The 21,335-nt window shown below is 63.6% G+C and carries 24 protein-coding genes; 19 read left to right on the top strand and 5 right to left on the bottom strand.

The features are described 5' to 3' along the window. Nucleotides 1-124 precede the first annotated feature (124 nt). The 3 genes from ACFDR6_RS01395 to ACFDR6_RS01385 all read left to right on the top strand — a co-directional run bounded on the left by ACFDR6_RS01395 (nt 125) and on the right by ACFDR6_RS01385 (nt 2,076). Nucleotides 125-622 carry a pilus assembly protein N-terminal domain-containing protein gene (locus tag ACFDR6_RS01395; protein WP_212087869.1) on the top strand — a complete coding sequence of 166 codons (498 nt, stop codon included), beginning with the start codon at nt 125-127 and terminating at the stop codon, nt 620-622. Nucleotides 623-856: 234 nt separating this feature from the next. After that, nucleotides 857-1,438: a TadE/TadG family type IV pilus assembly protein gene (locus ACFDR6_RS01390; RefSeq protein ID WP_317241175.1), complete on the top strand. Its 582-nt coding sequence runs from the start codon at nt 857-859 to the stop codon at nt 1,436-1,438. A gap of 23 nt (nt 1,439-1,461) precedes the next feature. Beyond that, the gene (locus ACFDR6_RS01385; RefSeq protein ID WP_249153341.1) at nt 1,462-2,076 is read left to right on the top strand and encodes a TadE/TadG family type IV pilus assembly protein; all 615 of its coding nucleotides are present in this window, start codon (nt 1,462-1,464) and stop codon (nt 2,074-2,076) included. Between the two features lie 100 nt (nt 2,077-2,176). On the opposite strand, the gene ACFDR6_RS01380 is transcribed toward ACFDR6_RS01385, so the two are convergent. The 3 genes from ACFDR6_RS01380 to ACFDR6_RS01370 all read right to left on the bottom strand — a co-directional run bounded on the left by ACFDR6_RS01380 (nt 2,177) and on the right by ACFDR6_RS01370 (nt 4,554). Beyond that, nucleotides 2,177-2,389 carry a cold-shock protein gene (locus ACFDR6_RS01380; protein WP_007599788.1) on the bottom strand — a complete coding sequence of 71 codons (213 nt, stop codon included), beginning with the start codon at nt 2,387-2,389 and terminating at the stop codon, nt 2,177-2,179. Nucleotides 2,390-2,657: 268 nt separating this feature from the next. Next, nucleotides 2,658-2,945 carry a translation initiation factor IF-1 gene (infA, locus tag ACFDR6_RS01375; RefSeq protein WP_008131890.1) on the bottom strand — a complete coding sequence of 96 codons (288 nt, stop codon included), beginning with the start codon at nt 2,943-2,945 and terminating at the stop codon, nt 2,658-2,660. 25 nt (nt 2,946-2,970) lie between these two features. Next, the gene (locus ACFDR6_RS01370; protein ID WP_212087873.1) at nt 2,971-4,554 is read right to left on the bottom strand and encodes a DEAD/DEAH box helicase; all 1,584 of its coding nucleotides are present in this window, start codon (nt 4,552-4,554) and stop codon (nt 2,971-2,973) included. A gap of 480 nt (nt 4,555-5,034) precedes the next feature. Here ACFDR6_RS01370 and urtA point away from each other — a divergent pair, with 480 nt between their 5' ends. From urtA to ACFDR6_RS01290, 16 genes are all read left to right on the top strand, one after another. Beyond that, complete coding sequence (urtA, locus tag ACFDR6_RS01365) at nt 5,035-6,363, top strand: urea ABC transporter substrate-binding protein (protein ID WP_212087875.1); 1,329 nt, start codon at nt 5,035-5,037, stop codon at nt 6,361-6,363. A gap of 83 nt (nt 6,364-6,446) precedes the next feature. Further along, nucleotides 6,447-8,054, top strand: a complete 1,608-nt coding sequence (gene urtB, locus ACFDR6_RS01360) for an urea ABC transporter permease subunit UrtB (RefSeq protein ID WP_212087877.1) — start codon at nt 6,447-6,449, stop codon at nt 8,052-8,054. Next, on the top strand, nt 8,051-9,220 hold the full coding sequence (gene urtC, locus ACFDR6_RS01355; RefSeq protein WP_212087885.1) for an urea ABC transporter permease subunit UrtC: 1,170 nt from the start codon (nt 8,051-8,053) through the stop codon (nt 9,218-9,220). The genes urtB and urtC overlap by 4 nt, the downstream gene beginning before the upstream one ends. Nucleotides 9,221-9,224: 4 nt before the next feature. Next, the gene (urtD, locus tag ACFDR6_RS01350; RefSeq protein ID WP_212087888.1) at nt 9,225-9,986 is read left to right on the top strand and encodes an urea ABC transporter ATP-binding protein UrtD; all 762 of its coding nucleotides are present in this window, start codon (nt 9,225-9,227) and stop codon (nt 9,984-9,986) included. A gap of 3 nt (nt 9,987-9,989) precedes the next feature. Further along, nucleotides 9,990-10,685, top strand: a complete 696-nt coding sequence (gene urtE / locus ACFDR6_RS01345) for an urea ABC transporter ATP-binding subunit UrtE (protein WP_212087890.1) — start codon at nt 9,990-9,992, stop codon at nt 10,683-10,685. Between the two features lie 31 nt (nt 10,686-10,716). After that, nucleotides 10,717-11,547 carry an urease accessory protein UreD gene (locus tag ACFDR6_RS01340; RefSeq protein WP_212087892.1) on the top strand — a complete coding sequence of 277 codons (831 nt, stop codon included), beginning with the start codon at nt 10,717-10,719 and terminating at the stop codon, nt 11,545-11,547. Nucleotides 11,548-11,584: 37 nt separating this feature from the next. Then, the gene (locus tag ACFDR6_RS01335) at nt 11,585-11,887 is read left to right on the top strand and encodes an urease subunit gamma (protein ID WP_007605424.1); all 303 of its coding nucleotides are present in this window, start codon (nt 11,585-11,587) and stop codon (nt 11,885-11,887) included. Between the two features lie 9 nt (nt 11,888-11,896). Further along, the gene (locus tag ACFDR6_RS01330; RefSeq protein ID WP_317241168.1) at nt 11,897-12,202 is read left to right on the top strand and encodes an urease subunit beta; all 306 of its coding nucleotides are present in this window, start codon (nt 11,897-11,899) and stop codon (nt 12,200-12,202) included. Between the two features lie 92 nt (nt 12,203-12,294). Beyond that, a complete protein-coding gene (locus tag ACFDR6_RS01325) occupies nt 12,295-12,762 on the top strand; it encodes an endonuclease domain-containing protein (RefSeq protein WP_375857123.1) in 468 nt (155 codons plus the stop codon). A 2-nt stretch (nt 12,763-12,764) separates the two neighbouring features. Continuing rightward, a complete protein-coding gene (locus ACFDR6_RS01320) occupies nt 12,765-13,304 on the top strand; it encodes an HD domain-containing protein (protein WP_375857122.1) in 540 nt (179 codons plus the stop codon). A 34-nt stretch (nt 13,305-13,338) separates the two neighbouring features. Beyond that, a complete protein-coding gene (ureC, locus tag ACFDR6_RS01315) occupies nt 13,339-15,054 on the top strand; it encodes an urease subunit alpha (RefSeq protein WP_212087904.1) in 1,716 nt (571 codons plus the stop codon). A gap of 125 nt (nt 15,055-15,179) precedes the next feature. After that, nucleotides 15,180-15,479 (top strand): putative quinol monooxygenase, encoded by a 300-nt coding sequence (locus ACFDR6_RS01310; RefSeq protein ID WP_024340528.1) that lies wholly within the window; start codon nt 15,180-15,182, stop codon nt 15,477-15,479. Nucleotides 15,480-15,493: 14 nt separating this feature from the next. Further along, complete coding sequence (locus ACFDR6_RS01305) at nt 15,494-16,132, top strand: urease accessory protein UreE (RefSeq protein ID WP_375857121.1); 639 nt, start codon at nt 15,494-15,496, stop codon at nt 16,130-16,132. Beyond that, complete coding sequence (locus ACFDR6_RS01300) at nt 16,113-16,841, top strand: urease accessory protein UreF (RefSeq protein ID WP_212089071.1); 729 nt, start codon at nt 16,113-16,115, stop codon at nt 16,839-16,841. Before ACFDR6_RS01305 ends, ACFDR6_RS01300 begins: the two co-directional genes overlap by 20 nt. 41 nt (nt 16,842-16,882) lie before the next feature. Further along, the gene (gene ureG, locus ACFDR6_RS01295; protein ID WP_008131868.1) at nt 16,883-17,506 is read left to right on the top strand and encodes an urease accessory protein UreG; all 624 of its coding nucleotides are present in this window, start codon (nt 16,883-16,885) and stop codon (nt 17,504-17,506) included. A 293-nt stretch (nt 17,507-17,799) separates the two neighbouring features. Continuing rightward, nucleotides 17,800-19,458 carry a CHASE domain-containing protein gene (locus tag ACFDR6_RS01290; protein ID WP_212087911.1) on the top strand — a complete coding sequence of 553 codons (1,659 nt, stop codon included), beginning with the start codon at nt 17,800-17,802 and terminating at the stop codon, nt 19,456-19,458. Between the two features lie 11 nt (nt 19,459-19,469). Here ACFDR6_RS01290 and ACFDR6_RS01285 read toward each other — a convergent pair whose 3' ends face one another. Beyond that, nucleotides 19,470-20,084 carry a TetR/AcrR family transcriptional regulator gene (locus ACFDR6_RS01285; protein WP_375857120.1) on the bottom strand — a complete coding sequence of 205 codons (615 nt, stop codon included), beginning with the start codon at nt 20,082-20,084 and terminating at the stop codon, nt 19,470-19,472. A gap of 79 nt (nt 20,085-20,163) precedes the next feature. After that, complete coding sequence (locus tag ACFDR6_RS01280; RefSeq protein WP_375848077.1) at nt 20,164-21,306, bottom strand: OpgC domain-containing protein; 1,143 nt, start codon at nt 21,304-21,306, stop codon at nt 20,164-20,166. Nucleotides 21,307-21,335: the final 29 nt, after the last annotated feature.

Here is a 21,335-nt window from a genome sequence, read left to right as displayed (position 1 = left end):
TTCAAACAATAGTCGGCGAGTTTGCGGAACGTTCACGAATTAAAGGCAGGTTACCGGGGTCGGGCACTGGCTCCGCCAATATCTGGTCGCTTCTGCCGGTTTGTGACGTCCCGGGGGTAAGAGTATGCGTAAAGAATTGCTGCGCCGTCATGGGCGCGTCTGTCTGCTGGTTGCTGCCGCCATGCTGGTATCGCCGGCTGCCGGCCTCGCCGAGCCCACCGCCGATACCATCGCCGTCAATGTCGATCAGGCCAAGCTGGTGCGGCTGCCCGGCAAGGTAGCGACCATCGTGGTCGGCAATCCCCTGATCGCGGACGTCACCCTCCAGCCCGGCGGCATGATCGTCGTGACCGGCAAGGGGTATGGTGCCACCAATTTCATTGCGCTCGACCGGAGCGGCGAGATTCTGGTCGACCGCCAGATCCAGGTCGAGGGTCCGAGTGACCGGCTCGTCACCGTCTATCGCGGGATCGAGCGCGAGTCCTACAGCTGCGTGCCGCTTTGCCAGCGTCGCGTGACGCTCGGCGACAGTGACAACTACTTCAACAACACGATGAGCCAGGCCGGTTCGCTGAGCAGCAGTGCCAGCGGCAATGCCGGTACCGGCACCAAGCCCAATTAGCCCGCCGACTGGCGGGTTCGCCCGGGCTGGGTCGCATGATCCCGCCGGGGCATTTTCCGGATGTCAGGGCGAGCTCGCTTCGCGCGCGCCGTCTTTCCACTGTCTCGCGGCGCGCACGGTTAACGCATCCTTGACGATGCGGTTCGCCGGACGTGAATCGTCTGCAACACTTAAACAATCAGTTTTAGCTATTGATCGAAGCAGAGGATCGCCTCTGCTGGAGAATTTGACGCGATGCCATCGCTTCCACCTACGAGGTTCACGCTCCGGAAAGCGCTATCCCGGTTTCATGGCAGCCGCCGCGGCTCCGCGGCGGTCGAGTTCGCGCTGGTCGCTCCGATCTTCTTCGCGCTGCTGTTCGCCATCATCGAGACGGCGCTGGTGTTCTTCGCAGGCCAGGTGCTCGAGACCGTCACCCAGAACTCCGCGCGTGCCATTCTGACCGGCCAGGCGCAAGCGCAGGGCGGCTCCGTGGCAGCCTGTCAGACCACGCCCAATGTGGTCTCGGCTTGTGATCAAAACACGTTCAAGACCTATGTCTGCAGCCAGATCCCGGCGCTCTTCGATTGCAGCAAGCTTTACGTCGACGTGGTGAGCACCAGCTCCTTCTCGGCGCTCAGTCTCACCAGCTACGGCGATTCCTGCAACTTCAATCCGACCGGCGTGCAATATAATCCCGGCAGCTCCAGCCAGGTCGTCGTGGTGCGGCTGTTCTATCAGTGGCCGCTCATCGTCACCGGTCTCGGCTACAACATCGGTTGCAGCAGCAAGCGGCTGCTGGTGGCGACCGCAGCCTTCAAGAACGAACCCTTCTGAGGCAGATGGATCTGAGCGCACCGATGCAGACGATTGCGAATTTCTCGAGGAACGTGCGCAGTTCGATGCGCGACTTCGTCGACGACAGCCGCGCGCTCGCGGCGACCGAGTTCGCGGTCATCGTTCCGCTGATGCTGGTGATGTTCTTCGGTACCGTCGAATTCTCGTCGGCCGTGGCGATCGATCGCAAAGTCACATTGATTGCACGGACGCTGTCCGACCTGACATCGCAGTCGACGACGCTGACCGATTCCGACATGCAGAACGCGTTCACGGCAAGCATCTCGATCATCATGCCTTACGACGCGACACTTGTGAAAGGCTCGATCTCCCAGATCTATATCGACGCCAACAGCATTGCCACGGTCCAGTGGAGCAAGGCCGGGACCATTGCGAGCGGGGCGACGCAGGCGACGCTGGCGACCTCGGCTCGGAAGGCCGGCGACAAGGTCACCAGCGAGCTTCCCTCGACCCTGTTGATTCCGTCGACCTACCTCATACTCAGCGAGGCGAGCTACACTTACATACCTTCCGTGGGCTACGTGCTGAAGTCGAGCATACCGCTGAGCGATCTGTCCTACACGCGGCCGCGCCAGGTCACCTGCGTTCCCTACAACGGCGTGCCGTCCTCGTGCTGACTTCCACGAGCGGGCTTCCGGAATGAAAAAGGCCGTGCGTCGCGCACGGCCTTCCTGCTTTCTTTGGTGACGCAAGCCGATCGGCCAGGCGCCCTGCGGTTCAGCCTGCGGAGCGCAGGTTGTCCGCTGCCGACTTGCCGGAACGGCGGTCGGCCACGATCTCGTAGGAGATCTTCTGACCTTCACGCAGCGTGCCGAGGCCTGCACGCTCAACAGCGCTGATGTGAACGAACACGTCCTGGCCGCCGTCGTCGGGCTGAATGAAGCCGAAGCCTTTGGTCGCGTTAAACCACTTCACGGTTCCCATGCTCACGGGGGTAGTCCCTTCTCAGATAACACAATGTTGGAGCCCGCTCGCGCAGGCCGGTTAGATCGAATTTTTGGAAGGGTCGTCAGCGTGTCTGAACCGGCTGTACCGGTGGATGCTAATGTCGTCCGGCCGAAAATCGATTAATTCATTTTATCGGAATTGAGGCCTCAAAACAATCCGGCCATGCACGATTTTTTGATCCGCCGCGGGGGCCACGGCGGATCGACAGGCAGGCCGGAATCTGGCTGGCGGCGCGCGCGCCGGCAACCGCCTAGCGGCGGCGGAACTGGCCGCCGCGCTGGCCCGGACGAGGCGGTCCACCCACCCCGCTGGGACGCTCGTCCTTGTGGCGGAAAATCAGCCGGCCCTTCTCGAGATCATAAGGCGACATCTCCACCGTCACGCGGTCGCCCGCCAGCGTCTTGATGCGGTTCTTCTTCATCTTGCCGGCGGTATAGGCAACGATCTCGTGTCCGGCGTCGAGCTGCACGCGGTAGCGGGCGTCGGGGAGGATTTCGGTGACCAGTCCTTCGAACTGGATCAGCTCTTCCTTAGCCATGTGGGGGGTCTCCAGTCGTGGACTGTTAGTTCGAATGAGGATTGCGATTCGGTCGGCCGTTGGGGCGACTCTCGCGACGCAAAAAGGCAACGCCTTGTATTCCATCAGGCTTGCCGGCGCTATGCGCGGGACGCTGTTCCGACCGATCGGCGGGTGAGGAGTTCATCTTACCACCGGAACCGTGGCGGCGGCGAGACCCCTTGGAGGCCTTGTGGCCCTCACCGGGCCTGCCATCAACAGGCCTGCCCTCGCCATGGCGTCCTTCGCCGGGTCGTCCGTCGCCCTGCCTGCTGGCGCTATGATGGCGTCCGTCGGCATGCCTGTCGTCGCTACGCCGTCCGTCGCCGTGCCGGGCACCCTGTGGGCGCTGGCCGGGGCGGCCTGACCGGCCCTGTCGCTGCTGCGCCGGGGGAGGGCCGGCATCGCGGCGGCCGGCGTCGGTGCGGTGGTCTTCGCGCGGCAGCGCCACGCGGATCAGCCGTTCGATGTCGCGGAGATAGCTGAGCTCCTCGCCGCCTGCGACCAGCGAGATCGCGGTGCCGTCGGCGCCGGCGCGCGCGGTGCGGCCGATGCGATGGACGTAGGTTTCCGGCACGTTGGGCAGGTCGAAATTGATGACGTGGCTGATGCCGTCGACGTCGATGCCGCGGGCGGCAATGTCGGTGGCGACCAGGGTCCGGATCTCGCCCGAGCGGAACTGGGCGAGCGTGCGCTCGCGATGGTTCTGCGACTTGTTGCCGTGGATGGCGCTGGCCGGGATGCCGGCCTTCTCGAGCGACTTCACCACCTTGTCGGCGCCGTGCTTGGTGCGGGTGAAGACCAGTGCGCGGTTGACCGGCTCGTCTTTCAGAAGCTTGGTCAGGAAGGCGGGCTTGGCGGAGAAGTCGACCTGGACGATGCGCTGGTTGATCCGCTCGGCGGTCGAGGAGACCGGGGTCACCGCGACGCGGGCGGGGTCACGCAGCATGGCGTCGGCGAGCTCGGCGATGTCCTTCGGCATGGTGGCCGAGAAGAACAGCGTCTGCCGCTTGATCGGCAGCTTGGCGACGATTTTGCGGATGTCGTTGATGAAGCCCATGTCGAGCATGCGATCGGCTTCGTCGAGCACGAGGAACTCGACGCTTCCGAGCTTCAGCCCGTTGCTCTGCACGAGGTCGAGCAGGCGGCCGGGGGTGGCCACCAGCACATCGACACCCGGCATCAGAGCGCGGACCTGACGGCCCATCGGCACGCCGCCGATGGCAAGTGTCGAGGACAGGCGGATGTGGCGGCCATAGGCGTTGAAGCTGTCGAGGATCTGGCCCGACAGCTCGCGGGTGGGTGACAGCACCAGGACCCGGCAGGTCTTGGGCTGCGGCTTGATGCGGTTCTCCAGCAGGCGATGCAGAATCGGCAGCGCGAAGGACGCCGTCTTGCCGGTGCCCGTCTGGGCGATGCCGACGACGTCGCGGCCGGTCAGTGCGATCGGAACGGTCTGGGCCTGGATGGGGGTGGGAGTGACGTAGTTCTCTTCGGTGAGAGCACGCGCGATCGGTTCGGCGAGGCCGAAATCCTGAAACGAAGTCAAAAGATGGGTTCTTTCCATGTCAAAAGCGGGCGCCCGGCGCATTCAGCGCGGCGCGCGCAAGAGGGTGTCGAGAAGACACCTGCGTGTTTAGGGTGTCGGATGGCTTGGGAGATATGGGGCAAGCCAGAGGCCCGTAGGGGCTTAAGAACACGCGGCTCGCAACGACCCCTTGATTCGCAAGAGATCTCGGTTGTTCATATGGAACATCGAGGGGGCGGTTTCAAGGCAGGGGCGCCCGAAATAGCGATTGCGGTGCAGAAATAGTTTTGCCGGAAATTTAGCCAGAGCTGGCGATCTGCCTAAAAGATAACCTCAATGCCGCTTTGGCATACATTTGAAGTGCTCAATATTTGAGCTGATTGATAGTGGCCAAACTTTGATTTCTGCCAGTTATTCCAGCGAAATCAAGATGTTGATGGGTGTTTCGTCCATGGCACGGTTCTTGCGAATCCGTTAATCGCAGGCGGCCGTGGGGCCGTTTCGCAGCGTTTTTCACGTCTGCGTCAGGGAGAACAGACACTCATGCTTAGCAAATCCATTCACGATATAGCGGCGTCATTTAGCCGCCGCGGCGTTCTCGCTGCGACCGCCGGCCTGATGCTCGGCCTGGCTCCATTGACCGGCGCGAAAGCCGCCGACGACACCATCAAGGTCGGCGTGCTGCACTCCCTTTCCGGCACCATGGCCATCAGCGAAACCACGCTGAAGGACACCATCCTCTTCCTGATCGACCAGCAGAACAAGAAAGGCGGCGTGAACGGCAAGAAGCTCGAGGCCGTCGTCGTCGATCCGGCCTCCAACTGGCCGCTGTTCGCCGAGAAGGCGCGCGAGCTGATCACCAAGGAGAAGGTCTCGGTGGTGTTCGGCTGCTGGACCTCGGTGTCGCGCAAGTCGGTGCTTCCGGTGTTCAAGGAGCTGAACAGCGTCCTGTTCTATCCCGTGCAGTACGAGGGTGAAGAAAGCGAGCGCAACGTGTTCTACACGGGTGCGGCGCCGAACCAGCAGGCGATCCCCGCCGTCGACTACCTGATGAAGGAAGAGAAGGTGAAGCGCTGGGTGCTCGCGGGCACCGATTACGTCTATCCGCGCACCACCAACAAGATCCTGGAAGCCTATCTGAAGTCCAAGGGTGTCGCCCAGGAAGACATCATGATCAACTATACGCCGTTCGGTCACTCCGACTGGCAGACGATCGTGGCCGACATCAAGAAGTTCGGCTCGGCCGGCAAGAAGACCGCGGTGGTCTCGACCATCAATGGCGACGCCAACGTTCCCTTCTACAAGGAGCTCGGCAACCAGGGCATCAAGGCCAAGGACATCCCCGTCGTGGCGTTCTCGGTGGGTGAGGAAGAGCTCGCCGGTATCGACACCAAGCCGCTGGTCGGCCATCTCGCCGCCTGGAACTACTTCGAATCGATCAAGACCAAGGACGGATCGAACGAGAAGTTCATCAAGGACTGGCAGACCTACACCAAGAACCCGAAGCGCGTGACCAACGATCCGATGGAAGCGCATGTGATCGGCTTCAACATGTGGGTGAAGGCCGTCGAGAAGGTGAAGTCGACCGATGCGGACAAGGTGATCGATGCGCTTCCCGGCATCGAGGCGCCGAACCTGACCGGTGGCGTGTCGAAGATGCTGCCGAACCACCACATCACCAAGCCGGTGTTCATCGGCGAGATCAAGGCCAACGGTCAGTTCGACGTGGTCTGGAAGACCCCCGGTCTCGTGGCGGGCGATGCCTGGTCGAAGGAGCTCGACGGTTCCAAGGACCTGATCGGCGACTGGGTCGGCAAGAAGTGCGGCAACTTCAACACCAAGACCAACAAGTGCCTCGGTTCGGGCTCCTGATCCGGATCTGACACGCATTGCACGATAGGAGAAGGCGGCGATCCCGCCGCCTTCTCCACTCATTTCCGCCGGGGTCATTCACAGTGCCAGCCTATTTGTCCGCGCGCCTCTGCTCGCTTGCGCTCTCGATGTTGCTGATCGCGTTCGCACTGCCGGCCTTCGCCGGTCCGTTCGAGGACGGGGTCGCCAAATTCGCCAATGACGATTTTTCCGACACGGAAGAGGCAATCGGCGCGGTCGCGGGCAGCGGCAATCCCCTGGCTTTCCCCATCATCAGCGCGCTCCAGGACGGCCGCCTCATGGCCGACCCCGACAGCAAGAAGGTCTACGTCACCGGCACCGACGGCAAGTCGATCGATGCCGCGACGGGTCAGGCGGTGGCCAGCGTTCCCGACAGCGCGAGCGCGGTCCGCCTCAACAACCGTCTGCGCCGCAGCGTCGATGCCGCGCTCGGCGGCCTGACGCTCCAGTCGCCGGACGTCGGGACGCGGCTTCAGGCGGCGCAATCCGTCTTCAAGTCGCATGAGGAGACCGCGCTCGAGGCCGTCGACGCCGCGCTTGCCAAGGAAACCAACAGATCCGTCAAGACGGTGCTGGGCGAGGCCCGCGCGGCCATCCTGCTGTTCAAGGCGGATGCCTCCGAGGTCGAGAAGCTCGACGCGGTTGCCACGCTCAAGGCCCGCGGCGACCAGGAGGCGATGGCGCTGCTCACCGGCATGGGCGACCAGCCGGCTTCGGTGACCAAGGCCGCCGCGAGCGCGATCGGATCAATCCAGTCTTCGCTCGCCATCTGGTCCACGGTTCAGAATGCCTGGTACGGCCTCTCGCTCGGCTCGGTGCTGCTGCTCGCCGCGATCGGGCTCGCCATCACCTTCGGCGTGATGGGCGTGATCAACATGGCGCATGGCGAGATGGTGATGATCGGGGCCTACACCACATTCGTGGTCCAGGAGGTGATCCGCACCCGCTATCCCGGCCTGTTCGACTATTCGCTGCTGATCGCCGTGCCGCTTGCCTTTGTCGTCGCCGGCGCGATCGGCGTATTGATCGAGCGCAGCATCATCCGCTTCCTCTATGGCCGTCCGCTGGAGACGCTGCTGGCGACCTGGGGCCTGTCGCTGGTGCTGCAGCAGGCGGTGCGCACCATGTTCGGCCCGACCAACCGCGAGGTCGGCAACCCCTCCTGGATGAGCGGCGCATTCGAGCTCGGGCAGATCACCATCACCTATAACCGGCTCTGGATCCTGGTGTTCACGCTTGCCGTGTTCGCCATCCTGCTCGCGATGCTGCGCTACACCGCGCTGGGCCTCGAGATGCGCGCGGTGACGCAGAACCGCCGCATGGCGGCCTCGATGGGCATCGCCACCTCGCGCGTCGACGCGCTGACCTTCGGCCTGGGTTCGGGCATTGCAGGCATCGCCGGGGTGGCGCTGTCGCAGATCGACAATGTCAGCCCCAATCTCGGCCAGAGCTACATCATCGACAGTTTCATGGTCGTGGTGTTCGGCGGCGTCGGCAATCTCTGGGGCACGCTGGTCGGTGCCTTCACGCTCGGCATCGCCAATAAATTCCTGGAGCCGGTCGCCGGCGCCGTCCTCGGCAAGATCGCCATCCTGGTTCTGATCATCCTGTTCATTCAAAAGCGGCCGCGCGGCCTGTTCGCGCTCAAGGGCCGTGCGGTGGAAGCATGACCCCTCACATGCTGACGCGATCGCTGGACCGCAGCGCGACGATCTTCCTTGCCGTCGTTGCGGCTTGCGGCATCCTCATCCCGCTCTCCAACCTGCTGCTGCCCGCAGGCTCGTTCCTGCAGGTGCCGACCTATCTCGTCGCGCTCTGGGGCAAATATGTCTGCTATGCCCTCCTCGCGCTCGCGATCGACCTGATCTGGGGCTATTGCGGCATCCTCTCGCTCGGCCACGGCGCCTTCTTCGCTCTCGGCGGCTACGCCATGGGTATGTATCTGATGCGGCAGATCGGCACCCGCGGCGTCTACGGCAACCCTGTTCTGCCCGACTTCATGGTGTTCCTGAACTATTCGAATCTGCCTTGGTACTGGTACGGCTTCGACATGTTCTGGTTCGCCGCCCTGATGGTGCTGGTCGTGCCCGGCCTGCTCGCCTTCTGCTTCGGCTGGCTCGCCTTCCGCTCCCGCGTCACGGGAGTCTATCTGTCGATCATCACGCAGGCGATGACCTATGCGCTGCTGCTCGCCTTCTTCCGCAACGATTTCGGCTTCGGCGGCAACAACGGCCTGACCGACTTCAAGGACATCCTCGGTTTCAACGTCCAGGCCGAAGGCACGCGCGCCGCATTGTTCGCGTTGAGCTGCCTGGCGCTGATCATCGGCTTCCTGATCTGCCGCGCCATCGTCTCGTCCAAGCTCGGCAAGGTGCTGATTGCAGTGCGGGACGCGGAATCGCGCACGCGCTTCCTCGGCTACCGCGTCGAATCCTACAAGCTGTTCGTGTTCACGGTGTCGGCCTGCATGGCCGGCGTCGCCGGCGCGCTCTACGTGCCGCAGGTCGGCATCATCAATCCATCCGAATTCGCGCCGGGCAATTCGATCGAGGCGGTGATCTGGGTTGCAGTCGGCGGCCGCGGCACGCTGGTCGGCGCCGCGCTCGGTGCCGTCGTCGTCAACTATGCCAAGACGTTCTTCACCTCCGGCATGCTGGCGCCGTACTGGCTGTTCATGCTGGGCGCGCTGTTCATCCTGGTGACGCTGCTGCTGCCGAAGGGGATTGTCGGCACTTTCAATGCCTGGTGGGACCAGTCGAAGGAAAAGCGCAACGCCGCGAACCTGGCGAGCGCTGCGGCCGAAGAGGGTGTCACCGAACCCAAGATGGCGGAGTAGCGCGATGAACGTCATGGATACTCGCACGACTTCCGCGATGCTGTATCTCGACGGCGTGCACGTCTCGTTCGACGGCTTCCACGCCATCAACAATCTTTCGCTGACGCTCGAGCCCGGCGAGATGCGCGCCATCATCGGCCCCAACGGGGCCGGCAAGACCACGATGATGGACATCATCACCGGCAAGACCAAGCCGGATGAGGGCACCGTGCTGTTCGACGGCGTCACCGATCTGACGCGCCTGGACGAGACCCGCATCGCCGAGCTCGGCATCGGCCGCAAGTTCCAGAAGCCGACCGTGTTCGAGAGCCAGACGGTGCAGGACAATCTCCTGCTTGCGCTCAATGTCGACCACTCGGTCCGCGGCACGCTGTTCTGGCGCGGCAGCAAGGCCGAGTCCGAGCGCATCGACAAGGTGCTGGAGACGATCCGTCTCACCGACGCCCGCAACCGTCTCGCAGGCAGCCTCAGCCACGGCCAGAAGCAGTGGCTCGAGATCGGAATGCTGCTGGCGCAGGATCCGAAGCTGCTTCTCGTCGACGAACCGGTCGCCGGGATGACCGACGTCGAGACCCATCTCACCGCCGAGCTGCTCAAGGAGATCAACAAGACACATACCGTGATGGTGGTCGAGCACGACATGACGTTCGTGCGCGAGCTCGGCGTCAAGGTTACCTGCCTGCACGAAGGCACGGTGCTGGCGGAAGGAACCATCGACCAGGTCTCGTCCAACGAGCGGGTCATTGAAGTTTATCTGGGGCGCTGAGTGATGCTTGAGGTCAAGGACATCAACCTGTTCTACGGCGCGGCGCAGGCGCTGCGCGGCGTCTCCATCGCGGCCGAGCCGGGCAAGGTCACTTGCGTGCTCGGGCGCAACGGCGTCGGCAAGACGTCGCTGTTGCGCGCGATGGTCGGGCAATATCCGATCTCGTCGGGTGCGATCGTGCTCGACGGCAGCGACATCACGGCCCTGAAGCCCTATGAGCGGGCGCGTAAGGGCATCGGCTTCGTGCCGCAGGGCCGCGAGATTTTTCCGCTGCTGACGGTCGAGGAAAACCTCAAGACCGGCTTCGGTCCGCTCAAGCGCGAGGACAGGCACATTCCGGACGACGTATTCTCGCTGTTTCCGGTGCTGCAGTCCATGTTGGGCCGGCGCGGCGGCGATCTCTCCGGTGGTCAGCAGCAGCAGCTCGCGATAGGCCGCGCACTGGTGATGCGACCAAAATTGCTGCTGCTCGACGAGCCGACCGAGGGCATCCAGCCCTCGATCATCAAGGACATCGGCCGTGCGATCTCGTACCTGCGCAATCTCGGCAACATCGCCATCGTGCTGGTCGAACAATATCTCGACTTTGCCTGCGAACTCGGCGACAGTTTCGCCGTGATGGATCGCGGCGCGGTGAAGTTCAGCTGCGACCGCTCCAATCTCGATCCGGGCGAGATCAGCCGCCAGATGGCGCTGTAAGCCATTCTGCCGCGATCGGCTGGGGAGGCGGATGCGCAGCGACGTTTTGGTCACGTCAGGGGTTTTCGAGGCGAACCGGGCCCGCGGCGCGGTGCGCTTCGACGTGCATGCGCGCGATGGTGTGACACGGCGCGGGACTTTGCATGAATCCGGCTCGTTGCGCGTGCGCTTTCCTTCGCCGGAAGACGACGGACTCTCCGGCGTGTTCGTCAACACGGCCGGCGGCGTTGCCGGCGGCGATCGCTTCGACATCGAGATCTCGGCGGCGGATCGCTCGCGGCTGACCTTGACGACGGCGGCGGCCGAAAAGGTCTATCGCGCGCCGGGCGCGGCGGCGCAGCTCGGCATCGCGCTGAAGGTCGGCGCAGGCGCGCATTTGTCTTGGCTGCCGCAGGAAACCATCCTGTTCGACCGCGCGCGGGTCCATCGCTGCTTCGACATCGAACTCGACGAGGCGGCCTCGCTGCTCCTTTGTGAAATTGTCGTATTCGGCCGGATCGCTATGGGCGAGCGGATGGAGCAGGGCGAGTTCGTCGATCGCTGGCGGCTGCGTCGCGGCGGCAGGCTGGTATTCGCCGAGACGGTCCGGCTCGACGGCGATATCGGCGCAAGACTTGGGCGATCTGCCGTGGCCAAAACCGGTGCCGCGATCGGGACCGCTCTGATCGTGCCCGGTGACGAGACACTGGTCGAGCGCATTCGGGAGGCTTCGGAGTCGTTCTCCGGCGAGGTCGGAATCTCCTCGTGGAATGGCTTTGCAATGGCGCGGTTCTGTGCCCAAGATGCGGCGCGCTTGCGCGCCGACATGATGGCCGTGCTGGCGCGCACCGGTGCGGCCCTGCCGCGGCTCTGGCTGAACTGACTGGCTGAATTGACGAGTTGAACGGAAGAGATTCTGCATGAACCTGTCTCCCCGCGAAAAGGACAAGCTTTTGATCTCGATGGCGGCGATCGTGGCGCGCCGCAGGCTGGATCGCGGCGTCAAGCTCAACCATCCCGAGGCGATCGCGATCATCTCTGATTTCATCCTCGAAGGTGCGCGCGACGGCCGCACCGTCGCCGAGCTGATGCAATCCGGCGCGCAGGTTCTCACCCGCGACCAGGTGATGCCGGGCATTCCCGAGATGATTCACGACATCCAGGTCGAGGCGACCTTTCCGGACGGGACGAAGCTCGTGACCGTGCATGAGCCAATCAGGTAGGAGCGCGACATGATCCCCGGCGAACTCTTCATCCAGAACGGCGAGATCGAGCTCAATGCCGGCCGCAAGACCGTGACGCTAACGGTGGCCAACACCGGCGATCGCCCGATCCAGGTCGGCTCGCACTATCATTTCTTCGAAACCAACCCGGCCCTGAAGTTCGACCGCAAGAAAGCTCGTGGCATGCGCCTCGACATCGCCGCCGGCACGGCAGTCCGCTTCGAGCCCGGCCAGACCCGCGACGTGCAACTCGTCGCGGTGGCGGGGAAGAAGACGATTTACGGCTTCCGTGGCGAGGTCATGGGGAAGCTGTGACGTAAGCCGAGGCGAGTGCCGTGGTCCACAGTGAGGTTAGCACGCCGGTCGGGCTCCCTCCCCCCTTGCGGGGGAGGGTTGGGGAGAGGGGTATGCCACACGACGAGGTCCCTCAGTTGCAAAGAACCCGCGCCAAGCGACTGAGGCGCGAGATGACTCGCGCGGAGACGCTGCTGTGGCGCTACCTGAAGGCCGATCGCCTCGCGGGCCTGGCCTTTCGCCGTCAAACACCCATGGGCCCCTACATCGCCGATTTCGTCGCTCATTCCTGCAAGCTCATCGTTGAGCTCGATGGTGAGAGCCACGATTTCGAAGACCGCGTACGCCACGATGAGCGACGCGACCAATGGTTCGTATCCCGCGGATACCGTGTGCTGCGTTTCACCAACGACGACGTGATGAAAAATCTCGAGGGGGTTGTTCTTTCCATTATCGAAGCAGCGGAGCAAGCGGTACCCCTCTCCCTAACCCTCCCCCGCAAGGGGGGAGGGACCCCGTCCAGCGATGCGTCCCTGACTGATGACAAGAGTGGCGCGTCTCCCGGCGTCGAGGAGGCATGATCATGCTGTCCCCCATCCGCCTCGTCTCAGAAGCTGCCGAGCTCGCCGCGCATCGTCATAACGGCATGGCGCGCAAGGGCCGCGGCAATGAGCCCTATACCAATCATCTCGCCGAGGTCGCGAACCTGCTCGCGACTGCGACCGACGGTGCTGATGCCGAGCTGGTCGCGGCCGGCTGGCTGCACGACACCATCGAGGACACTGACACCACGCGCGAGGAGCTTGCGCACAGATTTTCGGAGCGTGTCGCCTCGCTCGTCGCCGAGTGCACCGACGACATGAGCTTGCCGAAAGCGCAGCGGCGGCAGAAGCAGATCGAGGACGCGCCCAACAAATCGCCGGGTGCCAAGCTGATCAAGATCGCCGACAAGATCAGCAATACAGGGGCGCGCATTCACACCGACCTGAGCGCCGAGGAGCGTGATGATCTCGCCGATTACATCGGCTGGGCCACGCAGGTCGTTGCGGGCTGCCGCGGCGGCAATGTCTGGCTCGACGAGAAATTCGATGATGCCGTGAAAGCAGCGAGGGCCTTGCTGTGACCCACCAAACATTCAAACGCAAACGGGGCTTGTGATGTCCGTCAAGATGAAGCGTTCTGTCTACGCCGACATGTTCGGCCCGACCACCGGCGACAAGGTGCGGCTCGCCGACACCGATCTCATCATCGAGGTCGAGAAGGATTTCACCACCTATGGCGAGGAGGTTAAGTTCGGCGGCGGCAAGGTGATCCGCGACGGCATGGGCCAGTCGCAGGTCACCAACAAGCAGGGCGCGGCCGACACCGTCATCACCAATGCGCTGATCGTCGATCACTGGGGCATCGTGAAGGCGGACGTCGCCATCAAGGACGGCATGATCGCCGGCATCGGCAAGGCCGGCAATCCCGACATCCAGCCGGGCGTGACCATCATCATCGGCCCCGGCACCGATGTGATCGCGGGCGAAGGCAAGATCCTCACCGCCGGCGGGTTCGACAGCCACATCCATTTCATCTGCCCGCAGCAGATCGAGCACGCGCTCATGTCCGGCGTCACCTCGATGCTTGGCGGCGGCACCGGCCCCTCGCATGGCACCTTCGCCACCACCTGTACACCGGGCCCGTGGCACATCGCGCGGATGATCCAGTCGTTCGACGCCTTCCCGGTCAATCTCGGCATTTCCGGCAAGGGCAACGCATCACGCCCGGCCGCACTGGTCGAGATGATCAAGGCCGGCGCCTGCGCGCTGAAGCTGCACGAGGACTGGGGCACGACGCCGGCGGCGATCGACAACTGCCTGTCGGTGGCCGATGCTCACGACATCCAGGTGATGATCCACACCGACACGCTGAACGAGTCCGGCTTCGTCGAAGACACCATCAAGGCCTTCAAGGGTCGCACCATCCACGCCTTCCACACCGAAGGCGCCGGCGGCGGCCATGCCCCTGATATCATCAAGGTCGCCGGGCTCAAAAACGTGCTGCCGTCCTCGACCAACCCGACGCGGCCCTTTACGCGCAACACCATCGACGAGCATCTGGACATGCTGATGGTGTGCCACCACCTCGATCCCTCGATCGCCGAAGATCTCGCCTTCGCCGAGAGCCGTATCCGCAAGGAAACCATCGCCGCCGAGGACATCCTGCACGATCTCGGCGCGCTATCGATGATGTCCTCGGACTCGCAGGCCATGGGCCGTCTCGGCGAGGTCATCATCCGGACCTGGCAGACCGCCGACAAGATGAAGAAGCAGCGTGGGGCGTTGCCGCAGGACAAGGGCAAGGACAACGACAACTTTCGCGTCAAGCGCTACATCGCCAAATACACCATCAATCCGGCGATCGCGCATGGCGTTTCGAAACTGATCGGCTCCGTGGAGAAGGGCAAGCTCGCCGATCTCGTGCTGTGGTCGCCCGCCTTCTTCGGCGTCAAGCCGGATTGCATCGTCAAGGGCGGCAGCATCGTGGCCGCGCCCATGGGCGATCCGAATGCCTCGATCCCGACACCGCAGCCGGTGCACTATCAGCCGATGTTCGGCGCCTACGGCAAGGCGCGCACGGCATCCTCCGTGGTGTTCACCTCTAAGGCTGCCGTCACCGGCGGCCTCGCGCGAAAGCTCGGCATCGACAAGAAGCTCTATGCCGTCCAGAACACCCGCGGCAGGATCTCCAAGAAAAGCATGATCCACAACGACGCCACGCCCAATATCGAGGTCGATCCCGAGACCTACGAGGTGCGGGCCGATGGCGAGCTGCTCACCTGCGCCCCCGCCGAAGTGCTGCCGATGGCGCAGCGATATTTCATGTACTGAAATAGCGCCTCAACGCATGTCCTGGCCGGCGTCCAGGATGGCCTTTCCGCTGTTGCGTTCGATCCCGCCTGGTCTAATGTCCCGCCCGGTATCGTAACCCAGAAGAAAAGCCGGGAGGATTTCTCGTGATCTACGTCGTTGCCACCTTGACCATCAAGCCCGAAACGCGCGCCGAATTCATTGCAGCCGCCACCGCTTGCATCAAGGAGACGCGGAAAGAGCCCGGCAATATCGCCTATGACATGCATGAGAGCGTCACCGACCCCAGCAAGATGGTGTTCGTCGAGCAATGGGAGAATGCCGAGGCGCTGGTGCCTCATCGTGCCATGGAACACATGAAGACCTTCGGTCGGGTCGCGGTGAAGTGCTTCACCGCGCCGCCGAAGATCGAGGTGATCACGCCCGAGAAGGTCGAGACACGGTAACAGGGTAAAAGCGCATGATCCGGGCGACGCAGGTTAAGGGACAGCACCGCTTTACGGAAGCGCCGGCGGATACGGTCGTGCTCGATTTCGACGATCGGCACCGCCGCCGCATGGCGATGACGGGGACGCGGGGGCTCGAATTCCTGCTCGACCTGGAGCACGCCGTCGCGCTGCGCGGCGGTGATGCGCTGGTACTGGAGGACGGAAGGCTGGTCGAGGTGGTCGCGGCGCCCGAGCCGCTGCTCGAGATCCGCGGCCACGATCCGCACCATCTCATCCGCGTCGGCTGGCATCTCGGCAATCGTCATCTGCCGACGCAGATCATGGCCAAAGCCTTGCGCATCCGCCGTGACCACGTCATCGAAGCCATGGTGAAGGGGCTCGGCGCGCGTGTGATCGAGATCGAGGCGCCGTTCGATCCCGAAGGCGGCGCCTATGCCGATGCCGGCCACGCGCAAGGGCACGATGACCATGCGCATCACGATCACGGCCATCGTCATGATCACGATCACCATGATCATCACGGCCACGATCATCATGTCCATGATCACGCCGCGCATGACCATGGGCACGATCACCACCATCACCACGACGAACATTGCGACCATCCCGATCATCACCACGGCCACACGCATGCTCATGACCACAAATGAGCCGGTCGGCGCCGGTGACCTCGCCGCGCGCGAGGCGGCGGCGCTGTACCGGTTGATGACCTGGTTGTCGCCCGCATTCCCGGTCGGCGGATTCTCCTACTCCAGCGGCATCGAATGGGCGGTCGAGGCCGGCGACATCACGGATACTGCGACGCTGGCGGATTGGCTCGACGCGATGCTCTGCGACGGCTCCGGCTTCTGCGATGCGACGTTTCTGGTCCATGCCTATCGCGCCACGGAGGCGGGCGATGAGGTCACTTTGAACGATATCGCAGAGCTCGCTGCTGCTTTCGTGCCGTCGCGCGAGCGGCAGCTGGAGACGAGCTCGCAGGGCCGCGCCTTCATCGACATCACCCGCGCCGCGTGGGATGCCGACGGCCTGGATGCCATGGTTGCGGCATGCCGCACGCCATTGGTCTATCCGGTCGCGGTCGGCGTGGTCGCGGCCAAGCACGGTGTGCCGCTGGCGCCGACGCTTCACGCCTTCCTGCATGCGCTGGTCTCGAACTGGATTTCCGCGGCCAGCCGGCTCATCCCGCTCGGCCAGACCGACAGCCAGCGCGTGCTGGTGAGGCTGGAAGCCATTGTGGCCGCGACCGCCAATCGTGCACTGAATGCGATATTGGATGATCTCGGCAGCGCGACCTTCCGCGCCGATCTCGCCAGCCTGCGGCACGAGACGCAATATACCAGGCTGTTTCGATCGTGAGAGCGAGGCGGCCTTCAACCCATCGAGAGCGAGCAAAATCCATGTCGAAATCTCACGGCCCCTTGCGTGTTGGCGTCGGCGGCCCGGTCGGATCGGGCAAGACGGCGCTGATGGACCTGCTCTGCAAGACCATGCGCGAACGCTATGACATCGCTGCGATCACCAACGACATCTACACCAAATGGGATGCGGAGTTCCTCGTGCGCTCGGGCTCGCTGACGCCGGACCGCATTGCCGGCGTCGAGACCGGCGGCTGCCCGCACACCGCGATCCGCGAGGATGCCTCGATGAATCTCGCCGCGGTCGCGGACATGCGCGCCAAGTTTCCCGGGCTCGATCTCGTGCTGATCGAGTCTGGCGGCGACAATCTCGCTGCCACTTTTTCCCCGGAGCTGGCCGACCTGACCATTTACGTCATCGACGTCGCCGCCGGCGACAAGATCCCGTCCAAGGGCGGCCCCGGCATCACCAGGTCCGACCTTCTGGTCATCAACAAGATCGACCTCGCCCCCCATGTCGGCGCCTCCCTGGAGAAGATGGACACGGATGCCAGGCGCATGCGCGGCGAGCGCCCTTTCGTCATGACCAACCTGAAGAAGAGCGAGGGGCTTGACCGCATCGTCGGCTTCATCGAGGCCAAAGGCGGTTTGAAACGGGCCGGCTGACGGCGCGACGACTTGGCGCATGCGCTTTTCGTCGTTAACGTTGGGGGCTCGCCGCACCTGCGGAACAAATTTCGGACACGGCGATTGATTACCTCCGGCGCTGGGCAGTCCATCCCCGCCAGACCCTCGGCCGGGCCGATTAAGCTTTTCAGGCGACCGAAGTTGCGTACCGATGTCTCCTCCTCCATTATCTCTGCCACTGGGGTCCACCCTGTTTCGGCACGTGGCCGTTCGAACGGCGTTCATATGCTTGTTGTTTATTGCCGACCTCCAGCGTTCGCCTGAGTAGTCGCGTGGTCCGGCTGGGTTTCATCATTGGTTTCATTGCTCTGCTCGGAGTCTTGCTCTCGGGGCTTGCGGCTTATCGCGTCCACGATCAGGAGCTGGCGCTGGATCGGATCGCGCTCGCGCGTGCGATCGACGTTCACGCCAGTTTGGTCCAGGATCGACTCACCGAGCGCGAGCTGCTCGCACGCGTCGCTTCAGGCCTGTTCCGCACGCCATCCGTGATCAAGCCGAACATGCTGGAGCCGCTGCGCTCGGCCATCTACGCCTTCAAGACGGATTTCGTGGTGGCCGGCTGGATCGCCCGGCTGAAGCCGAACGAGCTTACGGCGGCGCAGGCTGCCATTGGCGGCGCCGGCTTCCCGAATCCGAAGATCCGCACCTATGACGACAAGCCGATCAATCCCGCCGAGATCACGCAACCGATCGACGTGCTGTTGGATCTCGAGCCGCGCAGCGACGAGACCAAGGCCCTGCCGGGCCGTAGTTACGATCAGGACCCGGTTCGCAGCGCCATGTTGACGCGCGCCCGGATCGAGAAGAGGTCGGTGGCTTCGGATCCGGTTCCGCTGTTGCACGCCAACGGGCCGGTCGGCGTCATCGTGGCCGCGCCCGTCGTTCCCGAGGGGGCAACCGAGCCGGCCGGGTTCGTTACGTTCTCCTACGAGCTCGCCTCGCTGATGCTGACCAATGACGACATGTCGTTGTTTTCGGTCGCGCTCAGGGATCCGCGCAAGGAAGGCGGCGAGCTGATCGCCAACGACCAAGGCGTGGTTTCGACGCGCAGGGCGTTGGTGGACGGACCGGCGCCGTCGGCAACGCGCACCGTGAGCTTCGGTGGCCGCGATTGGCAGCTCGGCTACTACGCGAAGACCAACTCGCTGCGCCGTGCCGAGCAGACCGCAATCATCGTGGCGGCGATCGGCTTTGCGATCACTGCGATGGTCTGCGGGCTGTTCGGCTATGTTGCCTACAACAATCTGAGGCTCAGCCGGGAAATCCAGGTAAGAATCGGCTTCGAGCGCCGACTGACCGCAGTGATCGACGAGCTCAACCACCGGGTCAAGAACATCCTTGCGGTCATCCAGTCGATCGTGACGCGAACCTTGCGTCACGGCTCGGACATCGACGTCGCCCGAGAGCTCCTGATCGGTCGCATCCACGCCATGTCGAACGTGGTTTCTCTGCTCAGCGAGAGCCAATGGCAGGGAGTCAAGCTGAAGGGCCTGTTCGAGGCACGCGCCATTCCGCATGCCGATCGCATCGCCGTGACCGGTCCCGACATCGCCGTCAGCGCGCGCGCGGCGCAGAGCCTCTCATTGTTGTTCTTCGAACTGGCCTCGCATTCCGACGAGGGACTGTCGCTGGTCGGAAAGCATCCGCACATCACCGCCAGTTGGACGGTGACGGGCGAGGGGACTGACGAGGTCTTCCATTTCCGCTGGGAGGAGCTCAACACCAGCGAGGCGACGCGCCGTCCCGATTCCGATTTCGGGCTGATCCTGCTCGACCGTGTCGCCCCCGAGGCGCTCGGCGGTACGGCCAAGCGCTATTTCACCGATGCCTCCTACGTCTATGAGCTGACCGCACCGATGGAGACGGTGGTCGACATGACCGAACGCGATCGCACGGACAGGATCTCGGCCCCGGTGAGGCCTGCGCGATAAACGTCGTGCGGCTAAGGTTTCGGCCGCAACACGACGTCGACCAGATGGCGGGCGTAGCCAGGCGTGATCGGCGCGATGCCGAAGACGTAGCGATAGAAGAGGCCGCCGTAGATCGCGTCGTAGAGATCCTCAGCCGGGCCTTCGGCCAGTATGCTGCCGTCGTCCTGGCCCGCCGCAATCATCTCCACCAGCGCGTCGCGACGGAATTGCAGATAGCGGGCGTAGAACAACTCGGCCGAGCCCGTCTTGGAAATGCATTCGGAGATGACGGCGAGTTGAACCCTGCCGAACTCGCCCTGGAGCGCTTCGGCGTAGGCCGCCGCATGGCGGCGAGTGCGCGCCGCGGGGCTGCCGTAACTCGCCGGGGGCAGCGGCAGCATCTGCGCGGCATGCTGGAGAAAGGCGTCGATCAAAAGCGCCTCGCGCGACGGCCACCATTTGTAGATCGTCATCTTGGAGACGCTGGAGTGGCGGGCGACCGCGTCGATGGTGGTGGCGGCAAGTCCGGTGGACGCCATCAGCGTGTAGGCGCTTTCGAGAATGGCGTTGCTGGTCTCGATCGACCGCGGCCGGCCGCGCCGAGGAGCGCTGTCGGCCCCGTCACCCCCGCCATTCGCCGTCACCACGCCCGATCTCCCTCGCGCAATCCGCTGCCGTTCCGGGATAGCGCAGCCGCGACGGTCAACCTAGCGGAATCGCGACCGGCTAGGCTTGCTGCCGCAAAGCGGCGGGCAGATCCTGCCATTTCGACCAGGCGACGTAGTAGGCCACTGCGGTCATGGCGGCGAATCCGGCGAGGCTCACCACGACCTGCATCACCATCAGATTGGCACTGGTGATCAGGATGAGATGGCCGGCGAAGGACAGGAACACTCCGACGCAGAACACGGCGAGCCATTCCTCGCCGCATCTGATGACCGCCTGGAGCGGCTTCAGCCGCAATCCGGGGTGATCGGCTGGAATGAGATGGGTCGCCAGGAAGGCGAGCGCGAGGAAGTGAACCACGCGATAGGGTGCAAGATTTTCCTTGTCCGTCGGCGCGATGCTGTCGAGCACAAGGTCCGGCAAATAAGCGGACAGTTCCGGCGAACGGCGCAGCAAGGTGACGGCCATCGCGAACACGAGATAGGTCCCGGCCAGTATCCGCAGCCAGGGCATGTCGCGTAACGCGCGTCCGGGCGCGCCTGTCACGGCGAACCAGCCCCCGAGCACCATCAGCATCTGCCAGCAGAGCGGATTGAAGGTCCACTCCTGGTCCGGATAGACCCGGAAATTCCAGTCGAACCAGCGTGCGGCGAGATACAGCGCGACCGATGCCGCCAGTGTCACGTTCGGCCGCCGCAACAGGCCCCACAGTGCAAATGGAAAGAAGGCCATCAACGGGATCATCAGTTGCAGCAGGTCGAGGTTCAGCGGCTCCTCCTGGAGCACCAGGCCGCGGACCAGGATGCGCAGTGGGTGCTCGAGAATTCCCGAGATGTTGTATTGGTGGATGATTTCCGGCGCCATCGACTGCGAGGCGACATAGGCGATGGTGTCGATATAGATCACGAACAGCACGACATAGGCGGCATAGAGCCGCCAGACGCGGCGGAAGATGCGCGTCGCCGCGACCATGTAGCCGCGCTCCAGCGCCATCCGGCCGTGGATGATGGCAACGCCATAGCCGACCACGAATACGAACAAATCGGCGGCGCCGCTGAAGCCGAAGTTGCGCAGCGTCAGCAGGTTGACGACGTTGTTCGGGATATGGTCGACGAAAATCGACCAATTGGCGATGCCGAGCGTCAAGTACAGCCTGGCGTCGTGCTGGAATGCGGAGAGGTTCGCCTTGACGGAAGGTTTCATTGAGTAAAATAGCTTTGGGAATCAGGGTG

The organism is Bradyrhizobium tunisiense (genome assembly GCF_042263385.1).
In the GTDB taxonomy this organism is placed as follows: domain Bacteria; phylum Pseudomonadota; class Alphaproteobacteria; order Rhizobiales; family Xanthobacteraceae; genus Bradyrhizobium; species Bradyrhizobium tunisiense.
This window is presented reverse-complemented; position numbering and strand designations above follow the sequence as displayed.

Bases quoted from the DNA above. Each gene is read 5' to 3' on its own strand.
- ACFDR6_RS01300 (WP_212089071.1), top strand. From the start codon at position 16,113: ATGCTCATGACCACAAATGAGCCGGTCGGCGCCGGTGACCTCGCCGCG.
- ACFDR6_RS01370 (WP_212087873.1), bottom strand. From the start codon at position 4,554: ATGCGCCGGGCGCCCGCTTTTGACATGGAAAGAACCCATCTTTTGACT.
- urtA (WP_212087875.1), top strand. From the start codon at position 5,035: ATGCTTAGCAAATCCATTCACGATATAGCGGCGTCATTTAGCCGCCGC.
- urtD (WP_212087888.1), top strand. From the start codon at position 9,225: ATGAACGTCATGGATACTCGCACGACTTCCGCGATGCTGTATCTCGAC.
- urtE (WP_212087890.1), top strand. From the start codon at position 9,990: ATGCTTGAGGTCAAGGACATCAACCTGTTCTACGGCGCGGCGCAGGCG.
- ACFDR6_RS01335 (WP_007605424.1), top strand. From the start codon at position 11,585: ATGAACCTGTCTCCCCGCGAAAAGGACAAGCTTTTGATCTCGATGGCG.
- infA (WP_008131890.1), bottom strand. From the start codon at position 2,945: ATGGCTAAGGAAGAGCTGATCCAGTTCGAAGGACTGGTCACCGAAATC.
- ureG (WP_008131868.1), top strand. From the start codon at position 16,883: ATGTCGAAATCTCACGGCCCCTTGCGTGTTGGCGTCGGCGGCCCGGTC.
- ACFDR6_RS01280 (WP_375848077.1), bottom strand. From the start codon at position 21,306: ATGAAACCTTCCGTCAAGGCGAACCTCTCCGCATTCCAGCACGACGCC.
- ACFDR6_RS01325 (WP_375857123.1), top strand. From the start codon at position 12,295: ATGCCACACGACGAGGTCCCTCAGTTGCAAAGAACCCGCGCCAAGCGA.
- ureC (WP_212087904.1), top strand. From the start codon at position 13,339: ATGTCCGTCAAGATGAAGCGTTCTGTCTACGCCGACATGTTCGGCCCG.
- ACFDR6_RS01330 (WP_317241168.1), top strand. From the start codon at position 11,897: ATGATCCCCGGCGAACTCTTCATCCAGAACGGCGAGATCGAGCTCAAT.
- ACFDR6_RS01320 (WP_375857122.1), top strand. From the start codon at position 12,765: ATGCTGTCCCCCATCCGCCTCGTCTCAGAAGCTGCCGAGCTCGCCGCG.
- ACFDR6_RS01390 (WP_317241175.1), top strand. From the start codon at position 857: ATGCCATCGCTTCCACCTACGAGGTTCACGCTCCGGAAAGCGCTATCC.
- ACFDR6_RS01395 (WP_212087869.1), top strand. From the start codon at position 125: ATGCGTAAAGAATTGCTGCGCCGTCATGGGCGCGTCTGTCTGCTGGTT.
- ACFDR6_RS01385 (WP_249153341.1), top strand. From the start codon at position 1,462: ATGCAGACGATTGCGAATTTCTCGAGGAACGTGCGCAGTTCGATGCGC.
- urtC (WP_212087885.1), top strand. From the start codon at position 8,051: ATGACCCCTCACATGCTGACGCGATCGCTGGACCGCAGCGCGACGATC.
- ACFDR6_RS01340 (WP_212087892.1), top strand. From the start codon at position 10,717: ATGCGCAGCGACGTTTTGGTCACGTCAGGGGTTTTCGAGGCGAACCGG.
- ACFDR6_RS01305 (WP_375857121.1), top strand. From the start codon at position 15,494: ATGATCCGGGCGACGCAGGTTAAGGGACAGCACCGCTTTACGGAAGCG.